Source organism: Paracoccus aestuarii (genome assembly GCF_028553885.1).
Classification (GTDB): domain Bacteria; phylum Pseudomonadota; class Alphaproteobacteria; order Rhodobacterales; family Rhodobacteraceae; genus Paracoccus; species Paracoccus aestuarii.
In genome coordinates this window covers 2,436,791-2,450,594 of record NZ_CP067169.1, presented here as the reverse complement: position 1 = coordinate 2,450,594, position 13,804 = coordinate 2,436,791, and the positions used below count along the sequence as shown (strand labels likewise).

Genomic DNA, 13,804 nt, shown 5'->3' with positions numbered 1-13,804 from the left:
GATCTTACGGTCTTTGCATGATTCAGGCTCCTCAAGGAGACCTGATCGATGAGTAATCTTTACTGGCTGAGCGACGCCCAAATGGAGCGTCTGAAACCGTTCTTTCCCAAGAGCCATGGCAAGCCCCGGGTCGATGATCGTCGCGTTCTCAGCGGCATAATTTTCATCAATCGTAATGGGTTGCGGTGGTGTGACGCGCCGAAGGAATACGGCCCGGCCAAAACCCTCTACAACCGCTGGAAGCGCTGGAGCGATAACGGGGTTTTTGCCCGGATCATGGTCGGCCTTGCCGCCGAGAGCGCCGAGCACAAGACGATCATGAATGACGCGACCTATCTCAAGGCACACCGCACGGCCTCGAGCCTTGGGGTGAAAAAGGGGGGCGCGGGCGCCAGATCGGGCGCACCAAAGGCGGTATGAACACCAAGTTGCACGCTGTCGCCGATGCGAAGGGGCGGCCGATCGGGTTCTTCATGTCGGCCGGCCAGGTTAGCGATTACACCGGCGCGGCGGCGCTGCTGGGCAGCCTGCCGAAGGCTGAGTGGCTTCTGGCCGACAGGGGCTACGACGCTGATTGGTTCAGAGACGCTTTGAAAGACAAGGGGATAAAGGTTTGCATCCCCGGACGGAGGTCCCGCAAGAAGGTCGTCAAATACGACAAGCGGCGTTACAAAAGGCGTAACCGCATCGAAATCATGTTCGGACGTCTGAAGGACTGGAGGCGCGTCGCAACCCGTTATGACCGCTGCCCGGAAACGTTCTTCTCAGCGATCATGCTCGCCGCAACCGTCTTGTTCTGGCTGTGAAACTTAATGGGTCTGGAGCCTAAATGGCGATAGCGCCATACGGTTGAGGATCTCAAGACCGGGCCAAGAGAACCGCGTTCGACGATCTTGACCGAGGCCGAAGAGGTGACCATCGTCGCTTTCCGGCGGTACACGCTGATGCCGTTGGACGATTGCCTGTATGCCCTGCAGCCATCCATCCCGCATCTGACGCGCTCAGCGCTGCATCGGTGCCTGCAGCGATGAGCCATTGCGGCGCCATTGGTTCAAGCCCAATGGCGAATGCATTTCCCGGTTGCCTGATGTGGAGGGCGACAAGCCGAAGCGCCAGAAGTTCAAGCGCTACCCCATCGGCTTCTTTCACATCGACATCGCCGAGGTGCAGACCGCTGAGGGCAAGCTATTTCTGTTCGTTGGCATCGACCGCACGAGCAAGTTTGCCGTCACCCAGCTCGTCGACAAGGCAGACAGGAAGACAGCATGGGAGTTCCTGCAGCACATGCTTGAAGCATTCGCCGACATGCGGCTCATCCTATCAGATCCACACCATTCTCACCGATCGAGCCAGCGGGCGCCACCGGTTCAAGCCCGATGGCGAGGGGCATTCAGTTCGCCGAGCAGCCGCGTAACCGGAATACACTCTCTTCCCGGCCCATGCGCTTTGACATGATCTGCGAGGGCGAGACCTTGTCCGCCATTGGTCCGAGGACAATGGTCGAGCGGTATCGAGCACCGCCTCACGAAGCCAAACCACCCTTGGACGAATGGGCAGGTCGAGCGGATGAACCGCACGATCAAGGACGCGACCGTCAAACGCTTTTATTACGACGATCACGACCAGCTCCGCATCCCCTTTGGCGGACTTCATGGCAGCCTGCAATTTCGCCCGCCGGCTCAAGACCCTCGGAGGGCTCACGCCCCGCGAATACATCTGCAAGATCTGGACATCCGAGCCAGACAGATTCATCCTAAACCCGATCCACCAAATGCCGGGACTGAACAAGGTCTCCGGGCACCTTTCGTAACGCGTGGCGACACGTCTCCAGTCCTTCAGACAACGGAACATGATCTCGATGCGATTGCGCCTTTTGTAGCGCCGCTTGTCGTAGTTCACGGGCGTCTTGCGGGACTTCCGGCCGGGGATGCAGGCGCTTATCCCTTTGGCTTCTAACGCGTCTCGCAGCCAGTCAGCATCATAGTCCCGGTCCGCCAAGAGCCACCCAGCCTTCGGCAGGCTGCCCAGAAGTGCCGCCGCGCCAGTATGATCACTGACCTGTCCTACCGACATGAAGAAACGGATAGGTCTGCCTTCGGTGTCAGTGACGGCATGCGGCTTTGTGTTCCGTTCTCGGGCGAAACTGTCCACCGGTCAGTTTCTTCCTCCCTCGAACCCTTTCGTTCGACCGATCTGGCGACCACGCTCCCATTTTTCCGTGTTCAGTCCCGGCATCTGTTGGATCGGATTTGGGATGAATCTGTCTGGCTCAGATGTCGAGATCTTGCGGGTGTATTCGTAGGGTGTGAGCCAGCGGGCGCAGGAAGACAGGCGCCAGACCAAGCTGCTGCAGAAGGCTTGGGCGGAGAGCGGCAAGGTCTATGGCTACCGCAAGCGGCATGACGATCTGGTCGAACAGGGCGAGAGTATCTGTCCGAACCGCGTTTCCCGACTGGCGCAGCTTGCGGGAATCAGGGCGCAGATCGGCTATAAGCGCCGCCCCGGCAGTTAGGGCGGCAAGCCGTCGGTCGTGGTCGATAGCACCCGCCACCGGCAGTTTGATGTCGAGGCCCCGGACAAGGTCTGGGTGACCGACATCACCTCCATCCGGACGCAGGAGGGCTTTGCTTACCTTGCGGTCGTCATCGATCTGTATTCCCGGCGCGTGGTCGGCTGGTCGATGCAAAGCCGTCAGACGACAGATGTCGTCTTGCAGGCCCTGCTCATGGCTGTCTGGCGGCGCAGGCCTAAGAACAAGGTGCTGATCTACTCGGACCAAGGCAGTCAATTGAGCAGCATGGACTGGGCTGCGTTTCTGCGCGCACACAATCTTGAGCATTCGATGAGCCACCGCGGCAACTGCCATGACAATGCCGTTGCGGAGAGCTTCTTCAACCTGCTCAAGCGCGAGCGGATCAGGCGCAGGACTTACCGGAAGCGCGAAAACGCCAGGCAGGACGTGTTCGATTGCATCGAAATGTTCTACAACCCGAGGCGCAAGCACGCGAGAAACGGAATGCTGTCGCCCGCGGAGTTCGAGCGACGGCAGATCATGAGACGTGAAAGCGTCCGAGAAACACGGGGCTATTCAATTTGCCGATGCGGAAGGCCTTTCTCTATCTGGTCGCCATCATGGACTGGTTCACGCGCAAGGTTCTGGCTTGGCGAATATCGAACATGCTTGAGGCCGACTTCTGCGTTGACGCGCTGAGCGAGGCGATCCACAAGTTCGGCCCGTCCGAGATCATGAATACCGATCAAGGATCGCAGTTCACGTCCTTTGCCTGAACCGACCGGCTGAAACGGATCGGCACCCGGATCTCGATGGGCGGCAAGGGCCGCTGTCTCAACAACATCTTCATCGAACGTCTCTGGCGCTCCCTGACGTATGAGTGCGTCTGTCTCCATGCTTGGAAGACCGGGTCACAGGCAAAAACTGGCATCGGCCGCTGGATCACTTTCTACAATCACCAGCGGCCTCACCCCGCCCATGGCGGTCAACCGCCCGCCGTGGTCTACTTCAACACCATCGAAACCGATCACCAGGTGCAGGCAGTAGCTTAAATCACACCGGAAACTGTCCAAGAGTCGGGGAGTAGCTCAAACGTATGGGACAATTCGGCCACCGAGAGCTTCTTTTCTTCGCGGAAAATCGAGAGGATCAACCGCAAGATCTATCGCACCCGCGACGACGCCCGCGCCGACGTCTTCGACTACATTAAACGCTTATACAACCCGCGCAGGCGGCACTCGAAGCGGGCCTAAATCAGCCCAATGGAGTTCGAGGACCGCGCTATGCTAGCTTAACTTGCTTTCAACGAAACCGGCAGCAGCTCACGCACGTCATATCATTGTCAGCGAGCAAATTAGCGGCGGGCGCGCATCGATTCGGCGAACCGTTCGAACAAATAGAGGCTGTCCTGCGGGCCGGGCGCGGCCTCCGGGTGGTGCTGGACGGAAAAGACCGGGCGGTCGGCCATGCGGATGCCGCAATTGCTGCCGTCGAAGAGGCTGACATGGGTCTCGATCACGCCTTGGGGCAGGGATTGCGAATCCACCGCGAAGCCGTGATTCATCGAGGTGATCTCGACCTTGCCGGTCTCGACGTCGCGGACGGGATGGTTCGCGCCGTGATGGCCATGGCCCATCTTGACCGTCCGCGCCCCGAGCGCCAAGGCCAGCATCTGATGGCCCAGACAGATGCCGAAGATCGGCATGTCACGGTCCAGCAGGTCGCGGATCATCGGCACGGCATATTCGCCCGTGGCCGCCGGATCGCCGGGGCCGTTGGACAGGAAGACGCCCTCGGGCTCGTGGGCCATCACCTCCTCGGCGGTGGCGGTGGCGGGCAGGACGGTCACCTCGGCGCCATAGGTCACCAGCGAGCGCAGGATGTTGCGCTTGGCGCCGTAATCCAGCGCCACGACCTTGAAGGGCCGGTCCTCGGTCACGCGGCCAAAGCCCTTGGCCCAGTCCCATGCGCCCTCGTCCCACCGATAGCTCTGGGCGCAGCTGACGTCGCGGGCCAGGTCCAGACCGACGAGGCCGGTCCAGTCGCGCGCCTTGGCGACCAGCGATTCGATGTCGAAATTGCCGTCCGGGTCATGGGCCAGCACCACATGGGGCGCGCCCTGCTGGCGGATCGCGCGGGTCAGGCGGCGGGTGTCCACGCCGCCGATGCCGATGCGGCCGCGCCGGGCCATCCAGTCGGTCAGCTCGGCCGTTGCGCGCCAGTTCGACGGCTCGGTCGGGTCCCACCGCACGACGATGCCGCTGGCCATCGGGTCCTGCGCCTCGTCATCCTCGGGCGTCACGCCGGTATTGCCGATATGGGGAAAGGTGAAGGTCACGATCTGGCTGGCATAGGAGGGATCGGTCATGATCTCCTGATAGCCGGTCATCGCGGTGTTGAAGACCAGTTCGGCCACAACCTCGCCGGTGGCGCCGAAGCCCCGGCCATAAAACACTGTTCCGTCGGCAAGCGCCAGGCAGGCGGTCGGTTTCGTGGCCATGTCGGCACCTCTGGTATGAAAACAGCCGGTGAATAGGCCCCGCGCGCCGCAAGGTCAACCCGCAGCCGCGCGCTTGAACCGCCGGGCGGGACGCACTAGATCGCCGTGCTTGGGCGCATCCCGCGCCCGGAGGATGATGATGGAACTGCGCGCCAAGCTGCAAGCCGCCACCAAGGACGCGATGAAGGCCAAGGACAGCGCCCGGCTGTCGACGCTGCGCCTGATCGGCGCGGCCGTCAGGGACCGCGAGATCGCCGCCCGGGGCGGTGACGGCGACGGCACCCTGACCGAGGCCGACCTGGTCCTGATCCTGTCGCGCATGGTCAAGCAGCGCCAGGAATCCGCCAAGGCCTATGAGGAGGGCGGGCGGCTGGAACTGGCCGCCAAGGAGGAGGCCGAGATCGGCATCATCCAGGAATTCCTGCCCCGCCAGATGACCGAGGCCGAGACGACCGCCGCCATCGACGCGGCCGTGTCCGAACTGGGCGCCAGCTCGATCCGCGACATGGGCCGGGTCATGGCCGTGCTGAAGGACCGCCATGCGGGCCAGATGGATTTCGGCGCCGTGGGCCCGATGGTCAAGGCCCGCCTGATGGGGTGACCTGATGGGGTGAACCGGGGTCGGGCCTTGGGCGTTCGGCGGGGACAGGAGGTGTCCCATGCCCGCAAGATCCAAGGCCCAGCAACGTGCCGCCGGTGCGGCCCTGTCCGCCAAGCGCGGCGAAACCAAGGTCGGCGACCTGCAAGGCGCGTCCAAGGACATGTATGACAGCATGACCGAGGACGAGCTGGAGGATTTCGCCTCGACCGACCATGACGGCCTGCCCGATCACGTCGAGGACGACTAGCCCTTCAACCGAGCCAGTCGCCGATCCAAGTCGTCGCAGAGTGCCCGGCGTTCCTCGGGCGTCAGGAACGCGCCCAGCTCGATTTCGCGCTGGCCGTCGCTGAGCGTCAGATAGGCCTCGACCGGCCCCTTGCGCAGGGTCGGACGCACCCAATAGCTGTTCGTCTGCCACAGCCGCTCCGGGCGGTCGGGATCGTGCCGCCGCACCTGCAGGCGGCGGTGGTCCAAGGTCACCTCCTCCAGCATCTGGCCGCTGCGATAGGTGGACTGGATGGCGAACCACACCCCCGCCACCGACAGCGCCATGAAGGGCAGCAGCCCCCACAGCACCTGCGTCCCCAGCACCGCCAGCACCGGCAGCAGCAGGAACCCCGCCGTCACCCCGATGAACCACACGAAGCCCCGCCGCGGCAGCGAGCGGTGCGGCCAGAGGGTCAGCGTCTGCAAAAAGGCCCCGGAGTGATCCGGGGCCGATTCTGTCCAGCGATAAGGCATCGGGACGGGTCTCAGTGATGGGCCGGGCTGCGGTCCCAATCCTCGCGCTTGGGCAGCTGCTCGAACGTGTGCTCGGGCGGGGGCGAGGGCAGGGTCCATTCCAGCGTGTCGGCGTATTCGTTCCAGTAGTTGTTCTCGGTCACGCGCTTGCCGGCGAACAGGGTGTAGAACACGATGCCGATGAAGAAGATGAACGAGGCGAAGGACAGATAGGCGCCCCAGGAGCTGACCGCGTTCCAGAACGCATATTCGACCGGATAGTCGATATAGCGGCGCGGCATGCCCTGACGGCCCAGGAAGTGCTGCGGGAAGAAGGTCAGGTTCGCGCCGATGAACATCGCCCAGAAGTGCAGCTTGCCGGCCCATTCGGGATACTGGCGGCCCGACATCTTGCCCATCCAGTAATAGATGCCGGCAAAGATGGCGAAGACCGCGCCGAGCGACATCACATAGTGGAAATGCGCCACGACGTAATAGGTGTCGTGATAGACACGGTCCAGCGGAGCCTGCGACAGCACGACGCCGGTGACGCCGCCCACGGTGAACAGGAACAGGAAGCCGAAGGCCCAGAGCATCGGGGTCTTGAACTCGACCGAGCCGCCCCACATCGTCGCGATCCACGAGAAGACCTTGATGCCCGTGGGCACGGCGATCGTCATGGTGGCCAGCATGAAATAGGCCTGCTGGGTCAGCGACATGCCGACGGTGTACATGTGGTGCGCCCACACGACGAAGCCCAGGATCCCGATCGCGGCCATGGCCAGAACCATCGGCAGGTAACCGAAGATCGGCTTCTTCGAGAAGGTCGCGATGACGTGGCTGATGATGCCGAAGCCGGGCAGGATGATGATGTAGACCTCGGGGTGGCCGAAGAACCACAGGATGTGCTGATACAGCACCGGGTCACCGCCGCCGGCCGGGTTGAAGAAGTTCGTGCCGAAGTTGCGGTCCATCAGCAGCATGGTGATGGCGCCGGCCAGGACGGGCAGGGCCAGCAGGATCAGCCAGGCGGTGATGAAGACCGACCAGGCGAAGAGCGGCACCTTGAACAGCGTCATGCCGGGGGCGCGCATGTTCAGGAAGGTGGTGATGATGTTGATCGCACCGACGATGGAGCTGGCACCCGAGACGTGGACCGCGAAGATCGCCAGATCCATCGAATAGCCGCCCTCGTTCGTGGACAGCGGCGGATACAGGACCCAGCCCACGCCCGAACCCAGCTGCTGGTTGCCGCCCGGCGCCAGCAGCGAGGCGATGCCCAGCAGCAGGCCGGCCACATAGAGCCAGTAGCTGAGGTTGTTCATGCGCGGGAAGCTCATGTCCGGCGCGCCGATCTGCAGCGGCATGAAGTAGTTGCCGAAACCGCCGAACAGCGCCGGGATCACCACGAAGAACATCATCAGGACGCCGTGATAGGTGATCAGGACGTTCCACAGGTGCCCGTTGGGGGTGCATTCGCGGCTGGCATCGGCGAAGAAGCGCGCGCCTTCCATGCACATGTACTGGACGCCCGGCTCGTGCAGTTCCATCCGCATGTAGACGGTGAACGCGACCGCGATCAGGCCGGCCAGGCCGGAGGTGAACAGGTACAGGATACCGATGTCTTTGTGATTGGTGGACATGAACCAGCGGGTGAAGAACCCGCGCTGGTCATGATGGTCGTCGTGGCCGTGTGCGGCTGCGTCTGCCATACCCGAACTCCCTCAAGATGTCTTCGACCCGGCCTGGCAGACCGGCATTATCACGCGTTCTTTAGACCACCCGTGCAGACCGGGCAATGCGTCACTATGGACTTTGACGAGAAAGCCCCCGCCGGTGAAGCCGTCTTGGCGGGGGCCGGTCCTTCAGGTGATGCGGCAGATCGCCGCGCCGCGTCACTCGGTCGGCGCGTCGGGCGACACGGTGGTCAGATAGGCCGCCAGATCCGCCTGGTTGCGGTTCAGGCGGAAGGTCATCTTGCTGCGCACGGACGAATCGCCGGACTTCTCCTGGACCCAGGCACCGGGATCGGTGACATAGGCGATCATCTCCTCCTCGGTCCAGACCATGTCCGGATTGGCCTCGCGCACGGCAAGCAGGCCGTCGCCGTAGCGGTAGCCCTCCTCATGCGCGATGGGCGCGCCGATGATGTTCCACAGGTTCGGGCCGGTGGCGCCGCCGCGCACGATGTCGGTGCCGGCATCGTCCTGGATCATGTGGCAGGCCCGGCATTTGCGGAATTCGCTCTCGCCCACGGCGGGATCGCCCGCATCCTGGGCCAGGGCGGGCATGGCTAGGGTCGCGCCCAGCAGGGCGCCGACAATGGCTGGTCTCATCTGTGCTTCCTCGTTCGGCCCTTGGGCGGGCAATCTTCTCCCACCGGCAGCCTAGACCCGGAGCCTCGGGGAAATCCAGCCATCGAAAGGTCGCATGGAAAGAAGTGATCGCGGCCCTCAGGCGAAGCGGTCCCGGAAGCTGTCGCGCAGAGCGACATCCAGGTCGGCCATCCCCACCGGCAGGCCCAGATCGACCAGCGAGGTGACCCCGTGCCCGATGATCCCGCAGGGCACGATGCCCGCGTAATGCCCCAGATCGGGATCCACGTTGACCGAGATGCCGTGAAAGCTGACCCACCGGCGCAGCTTGATGCCGATGGCGGCGATCTTGTCCTCGCGCATGGCGCCGTCGGGCAGGGGGGGCTTGTCGGGGCGTTCGATCCAGACGCCCACCCGGCCCGCGCGCACATGCCCCGTCACTCCGAACCGGCCGAGCGCGTCGATGACCCACCCCTCCAGCTGGGTGACGAAGGCGCGCACGTCGCGCCCTCGCCGGTTCAGGTCCAGCATCACGTAGGCGATTCGCTGGCCCGGCCCGTGATAGGTGTATTGCCCGCCGCGCCCGGTCGGATGGACCGGAAAGCGCGCATCCAGCAGATCCTCGGGGCGCGCGCTGGTCCCCGCGGTATAGAGCGGCGGATGCTCGACCAGCCAGATCGCCTCGTTCGCGCGGCCCGCGCCGATATCGGCCACGCGGGCCTCCATCAGGCGCACCGCGTCCTCATGGCCCGTCAGGCCGTCGCTGATGATCCATTCCACCATGGCCGCGATGTGGCCTTCCCGGCGCGCCGCGTCAATGCCCCGCGCGCGGCGCAGAAATCGCTTTCCTTCGCCAAAGGGCTGGGCTATCAGGCGCGCACTGCCCGGATGCGGCCGTGGCGGAATTGGTAGACGCGCAGCGTTGAGGTCGCTGTTCCTTAACCGGAGTGGAAGTTCGAGTCTTCTCGGCCGCACCAACCCCTTCCCGAACGATCGGGCCGTTCAGTGGCCCTCGAATTCGCAGAGGGCGTGGACGGGCATGTCCATCGCCTCCAGCACCTTGCGGCCGCCCAGGTCGGGCAGGTCGATGACGAAGGCGCAGCCGATCACCTCGGCCCCGAGACGACGGCAGAGCGTGATCGCCGCCGCCGCCGTGCCGCCCGTCGCCAGCAGGTCGTCCACGATCAGGACCTTTTCGCCGGGCTTCAGCGCGTCGTCATGGATCTCCATGATCGCCTCGCCATATTCCAGCTGATAGGCCTCGCTGATGACCGTGCCGGGCAGCTTGCCCTTCTTGCGGATCGGCACGAAGCCGGTGGACAGCTGATGCGCCACCGCGCCGCCCAAGATGAAGCCGCGCGCCTCCAGCCCCACGACCTTGTCGATGCGCGTGCCGGCATGGGTGTGCAGCAGCTGGTCCACCGCCATGCGAAAGCCGCGCGCATCCGCGAACAGCGTCGTCACGTCGCGAAAGATGATCCCCTCATGCGGGAAATCGTGGATCGAGCGGATGTAGTCGCGGACCGAACGGCTCATGCCGGGCGCTCCATCTCGAAGAGGTCGGTGACGGCGGCGTAATCCTTGTAGCCGAGCCGCGAGATCCAGCCCCCCGCGGCACGCGGGTCGAACCGGCCGTCCACGATGCAGTCGTCGCGCAGATGCACCCCCGTCACCACGCCGAAGACCGCGAAATTGGCATCCCCCGCCAAGGGCACGATCTGGGTCATCCGGCATTCCAGCGCGGCGGCGGCCCCCTCCACGCGCAGACAGTCGATGCCGGTGCAGGGCGCGGATGGGATCCCGGCCGCCTCGAATTCGCTGGCCCCGGCGGGCAGGGGGGCGGATGTCGCGTTGATCTGGTCGCGCAGATCGCCGGTGGCGATGTTGACGCAGAAGACCCCCGTCTCGATGATCTGGGCGACGCTGTCCTTGGTGCCTGCGCGGTCGCCCTTGGCCCCGGTCGAGGCGAACATCACCTGCGGCGGCACATAGGCCACGGCGTTGAAGAAGGAATAGGGCGCCAGGTTGTCGCCCTTGGATCCGCGGGTCGAGATCCAGCCGATCGGGCGCGGGGCCACGATCGCGTTGAAGGGGTTGTGGGGCAGGCCGTGTCCGGCTTCGGGGCGATAGAACATGGGCGGCCTCCTGATGCGTTCGCGCGCCAACCTGCCCCGGATTTTCGTCCGGCGCAATGTTTCGCGCGGGCGCGGGGCATGCTATGGCGCCGCCCGACAGCAGGAGGCGCGATGTACGAGATCTGCCCCGAGACCCGCGCCGACGGCCCCGAGGTCGAGACGCTCTATGACCTGTGCTTTGCGCCGGGTCGGACGGCGCTGTCATCCTATCGTCTGCGCGACGGGGTCCCGCCCGTGGCGGATCTGTGCCTGGTGCTGCGCGGCGCGGGCACGCTGATGGCGGCGATCCGGTTCTGGCCGGTGCGCGTGGGGCGGCGACGGGTGCTGCTGCTGGGGCCGATCGCGGTCCATCCGACCGCTCAGGGCGAGGGGCTGGGCGGGCTGTTGATGCATGACAGCCTGCGCCGGGCCACGGGCTGCGGCTGGTCGCGGGTGCTGCTGGTGGGGGACGAGCCCTATTACCGGCGTTTCGGCTTTGTCCGGCTGGACGGGGTGGTCATGCCGCCCCCCACCAATCCCGACCGCGTGCTGGGGCTGGAACTTCGCGCCGGGGCCTGGGTTGGTGTGACGGGGCCGGTGGCGCGTGAACCCGACCCCGTTCAGATGCCGTCGCTGCCGACCGCGCCCCAGGGCGAGGATTGCCGGCAGGTCCAGACGCCGGAAAGGCCCCATCGTGACGAAACCCCCCGCCGCTGATCCCCCCCGGACCGAGATCCTGCCCCCCATCACCGACCCGGTCCTGCTGGACCAGATCGACCGCCTGGCCCGACGCCATGCCGAGGCCGCGGGCATGGGGATGCAGCTGATGACCCGTATCGGCAACGGGGCCGAGGGCCTGCTGGACCGGCTGCCGGGCTTTGTGCGCGGGCGGCTGGACGGAGCCACGCGGGCGGCGCTGATGCGGGCCTTCGGGGCGGCGAACCGGTCGCGCAAGGTGGTGCGCGACCGCGGCGACTGGTTCAACCGGATGGCCTCGACCGTGACGGGGGCGGCGGGCGGCGTGGGCGGCTTCGCCGGCGCGCTGGTCGAATTGCCCTTCACCGTCACGCTGCTGTTGCGGGCGATGCTGGACATCGCCGCCGAACACGGCCTGGACCCCGACAGCGACGAGGTGCGGATGGAATGCCTGCGCATCTTTGCCGCCGCAGGGCCGATGGAGCCCGATGACGGCGCCACCGACATGGGCCTGCTGGCCGCGCGGCTGTCGGTGACGGGCCAGACGGTGCAGGGGCTGATCAGCAAGGTCGCGCCGCGCCTGTCCGTGTCCCTGGGCCAGAAGATGGCCGCCCAGGCCGCCCCGGTCTTTGGCGCGGTGGTGGGGGCGTCGATCAACTATACCTTCGCGCGCTATTATCAGGAACTGGCGCGGGTGCATTTCGGCCTGATGCGCCTGTCGCGCGAGACCGGCCTGCCGCGCGAGGCGCTGACCGAGGCGCTGCAACTGGCCATCCGCCGGCATGCGGCCTGATCACGCCTCGTCATTCTCCAGCGCCAAGGGGGCGGCGTCGGCGGTCAGGTCCGCCGTGCCCAAGGGGCCGGAGGGCCGCGCCAGCCGCGCCTTGGTGATCCAGAACAGCCGTTCCTGCGCGCGCGTGATCGCGACATAGGCCAGCCGCTTCCACAGTTGGACCCCGGCCTCGGCCCGGTTGGACCAAGCGGCGGCGCTGATATCGGGGCCGAAGACCTGCACCTGCGGCCATTGGCTGCCCTGCGCCTTGTGGATGGTGACCGCCGCCCCGTGCAGAAAGGCCGCGCCCATGCGGGCGGCATAGGGGATGAAGGGTTCGTCCTCGTCCGGCATCTCGATCTTGACGATGCTGGCGGCGGACAGGCGCGGATCCTCGGCCCCGATCACATGCAGGCGCGAGAAGCCGGGCTTGCGGCCCGGCCCCAGATAGACGACCTGGGCGCCCTTGATCAATCCGCGCGCCTCCAGGTCGATGCGTTTCTTGCGGTGTTTCAGCGGCAGTTCCAGCCCGTCGCAGATCAGCGGCTCGCCCGGCAGCAGCGCGTCGCCCGGCGCGCCGAAGGCGGTGCGGAAGGCGTGGATCAGCCGGATGCGCGTCGCGTTGCGCCAGACCAGCACCGGGCTGCGCGACATCAGGTCGCTTTCCACGCGTTCGGCCCAGACCACGCGGTCATCCTTGCGCGCCGCCGCGCGGATCATCGATTCGAATTCGTCGAAGCCCAGCCTGTCATCCGACAGCGCATGGGCCAGGTCCAGGATCGGGTTGTCGTCGGCCTGGCGGTGGATGCGGTTCAGGATCAGCCGCTGCGGGGCGGCCAGACGGTCGAAGACCATCGCCCCCGACTGGCCCACCGGGGCCAGCTGGGCCGGATCGCCGAACAGGACCAGCACCGGAAAGATCTCGCGCAGATCCTCGAACTGCTTTTCGTCCAGCATCGAGGCCTCGTCGATCAGCCCGACATCCAGACCCTCCTCGCGGCGGGTCCAGCCGCGGATGAAATCCGATCCGCGCAGCCCCGCATTGGCCAGCGCGCCGGGGATCGAGGCATGCTGGTCATAGAAGGCCTTGGCCCGATCCAGCGCGACATCGGTCAGCCCCTCGATCACCGGGCGTTCGCCGGTGCCGGTCAGCCATTCGGCGATCTTTTCGTATTGGGGATCATAGACCGGGGTATAGAGGATGCGGTGGATCGTGGTGGCGGGCACGCCGCGCATGCGCAGCACGAAGGCGGCCTTGTTCGTCGGCGCCAGGATCGCGACGCTGCGCCGGTCCTTGCGCTTGCGGCCCTCGTAATCGGGGCTGATCAGGTCCACCCCGGATGCCAGCAGCGCCTTGGTGATCATCGACAGCATCAGCGTCTTGCCCGACCCCGCCTTGCCGATCACCGCCATGACGCGGCCCTTGCCGGGTTCGGCCGGCTGGACCTCCTCGGCGATGATGTCGATGCCCGCCGCCCCGAAGGTCTCGGCAAGGCTGTCCCATGCGTCGGCCTGGTCGGGCGACAGGGTGGGGGCGGGGGCAAGGCTGTTCATGCCCTGTCCCATATCGCGAC

13 protein-coding genes, 1 tRNA gene and 5 pseudogenes are annotated in these 13,804 nt (G+C 65.4%); 10 read left to right on the top strand and 9 right to left on the bottom strand.

Features of this window, described 5'->3' with window-relative positions; all coding sequences use genetic code 11:
* Positions 1–48 precede the first annotated feature (48 nt).
* A protein-coding gene (locus JHW48_RS12485; RefSeq protein WP_119885608.1) for an IS5-like element ISPaes2 family transposase occupies positions 49–806 on the top strand; the annotation gives its coding sequence in 2 pieces (ribosomal slippage) (positions 49–373 and positions 373–806; 759 coding nt in all).
* A gap of 33 nt (positions 807–839) precedes the next feature.
* Positions 840–1,810 (top strand): annotated as a pseudogene (locus tag JHW48_RS12480) (integrase core domain-containing protein); the annotation flags it as partial.
* Here JHW48_RS12480 and JHW48_RS12475 read toward each other — a convergent pair.
* A pseudogene (locus JHW48_RS12475) lies at positions 1,780–2,226 on the bottom strand (IS5 family transposase); the annotation flags it as partial. The pseudogenes JHW48_RS12480 and JHW48_RS12475 overlap by 31 nt on opposite strands.
* Positions 2,227–2,305: 79 nt before the next feature.
* Here JHW48_RS12475 and JHW48_RS12470 point away from each other — a divergent pair.
* The 3 pseudogenes from JHW48_RS12470 to JHW48_RS12460 form a co-directional block, all read left to right on the top strand.
* Positions 2,306–3,070: pseudogene (locus JHW48_RS12470) on the top strand (IS3 family transposase); the annotation flags it as partial.
* A gap of 23 nt (positions 3,071–3,093) precedes the next feature.
* Positions 3,094–3,519, top strand: a pseudogene (locus JHW48_RS12465) (transposase); the annotation flags it as partial.
* A 78-nt stretch (positions 3,520–3,597) separates the two neighbouring features.
* A pseudogene (locus JHW48_RS12460) lies at positions 3,598–3,765 on the top strand (IS3 family transposase); the annotation flags it as partial.
* 101 nt (positions 3,766–3,866) lie between these two features.
* Here JHW48_RS12460 and carA read toward each other — a convergent pair.
* On the bottom strand, positions 3,867–5,012 hold the full coding sequence (carA, locus tag JHW48_RS12455; protein WP_119886582.1) for a glutamine-hydrolyzing carbamoyl-phosphate synthase small subunit: 1,146 nt from the start codon (positions 5,010–5,012) through the stop codon (positions 3,867–3,869).
* Between the two features lie 139 nt (positions 5,013–5,151).
* On the opposite strand from carA, the gene JHW48_RS12450 reads away from it, so the two are divergent.
* Positions 5,152–5,613, top strand: a complete 462-nt coding sequence (locus JHW48_RS12450; RefSeq protein WP_119886581.1) for a GatB/YqeY domain-containing protein — start codon at positions 5,152–5,154, stop codon at positions 5,611–5,613.
* Positions 5,614–5,671: 58 nt separating this feature from the next.
* Complete coding sequence (locus JHW48_RS12445; protein ID WP_119886580.1) at positions 5,672–5,860, top strand: DUF3008 family protein; 189 nt, start codon at positions 5,672–5,674, stop codon at positions 5,858–5,860.
* On the opposite strand, the gene JHW48_RS12440 is transcribed toward JHW48_RS12445, so the two are convergent.
* The 4 genes from JHW48_RS12440 to lipB form a co-directional block, all read right to left on the bottom strand.
* Complete coding sequence (locus JHW48_RS12440) at positions 5,857–6,354, bottom strand: DUF2244 domain-containing protein (RefSeq protein ID WP_119886579.1); 498 nt, start codon at positions 6,352–6,354, stop codon at positions 5,857–5,859. The two genes, JHW48_RS12445 and JHW48_RS12440, sit on opposite strands and share 4 nt — an antisense overlap.
* An 11-nt stretch (positions 6,355–6,365) precedes the next feature.
* Positions 6,366–8,045 (bottom strand): cytochrome c oxidase subunit I, encoded by a 1,680-nt coding sequence (locus tag JHW48_RS12435; RefSeq protein WP_119886578.1) that lies wholly within the window; start codon positions 8,043–8,045, stop codon positions 6,366–6,368.
* 183 nt (positions 8,046–8,228) lie between these two features.
* Positions 8,229–8,669, bottom strand: coding sequence for a c-type cytochrome (locus tag JHW48_RS12430; RefSeq protein ID WP_119886577.1), 441 nt, complete (start codon positions 8,667–8,669; stop codon positions 8,229–8,231).
* A gap of 117 nt (positions 8,670–8,786) precedes the next feature.
* The gene (gene lipB, locus JHW48_RS12425) at positions 8,787–9,431 is read right to left on the bottom strand and encodes a lipoyl(octanoyl) transferase LipB (RefSeq protein ID WP_119886576.1); all 645 of its coding nucleotides are present in this window, start codon (positions 9,429–9,431) and stop codon (positions 8,787–8,789) included.
* Positions 9,432–9,538: 107 nt separating this feature from the next.
* Between lipB and JHW48_RS12420 the strand changes: the two genes are divergently transcribed.
* Positions 9,539–9,625, top strand: a tRNA-Leu gene (locus tag JHW48_RS12420).
* Positions 9,626–9,650: 25 nt separating this feature from the next.
* On the opposite strand, the gene JHW48_RS12415 is transcribed toward JHW48_RS12420, so the two are convergent.
* Both JHW48_RS12415 and JHW48_RS12410 read right to left on the bottom strand, forming a co-directional pair.
* Positions 9,651–10,184, bottom strand: coding sequence for an adenine phosphoribosyltransferase (locus tag JHW48_RS12415; RefSeq protein WP_119886575.1), 534 nt, complete (start codon positions 10,182–10,184; stop codon positions 9,651–9,653).
* Positions 10,181–10,783, bottom strand: a complete 603-nt coding sequence (locus JHW48_RS12410) for a flavin reductase family protein (protein WP_119886574.1) — start codon at positions 10,781–10,783, stop codon at positions 10,181–10,183. Before JHW48_RS12410 ends, JHW48_RS12415 begins: the two co-directional genes overlap by 4 nt.
* Before the next feature lie 111 nt (positions 10,784–10,894).
* On the opposite strand from JHW48_RS12410, the gene JHW48_RS12405 reads away from it, so the two are divergent.
* Both JHW48_RS12405 and JHW48_RS12400 read left to right on the top strand, forming a co-directional pair.
* Positions 10,895–11,479, top strand: coding sequence for a GNAT family N-acetyltransferase (locus JHW48_RS12405; protein ID WP_119886573.1), 585 nt, complete (start codon positions 10,895–10,897; stop codon positions 11,477–11,479).
* On the top strand, positions 11,457–12,251 hold the full coding sequence (locus JHW48_RS12400; RefSeq protein ID WP_272835608.1) for an EcsC family protein: 795 nt from the start codon (positions 11,457–11,459) through the stop codon (positions 12,249–12,251). The genes JHW48_RS12405 and JHW48_RS12400 overlap by 23 nt, the downstream gene beginning before the upstream one ends.
* Here the strand turns inward: JHW48_RS12400 and JHW48_RS12395 are convergent, their stop codons facing one another.
* Positions 12,252–13,784, bottom strand: a complete 1,533-nt coding sequence (locus tag JHW48_RS12395) for an ATP-dependent DNA helicase (protein WP_119887507.1) — start codon at positions 13,782–13,784, stop codon at positions 12,252–12,254.
* Positions 13,785–13,804 lie beyond the last annotated feature (20 nt).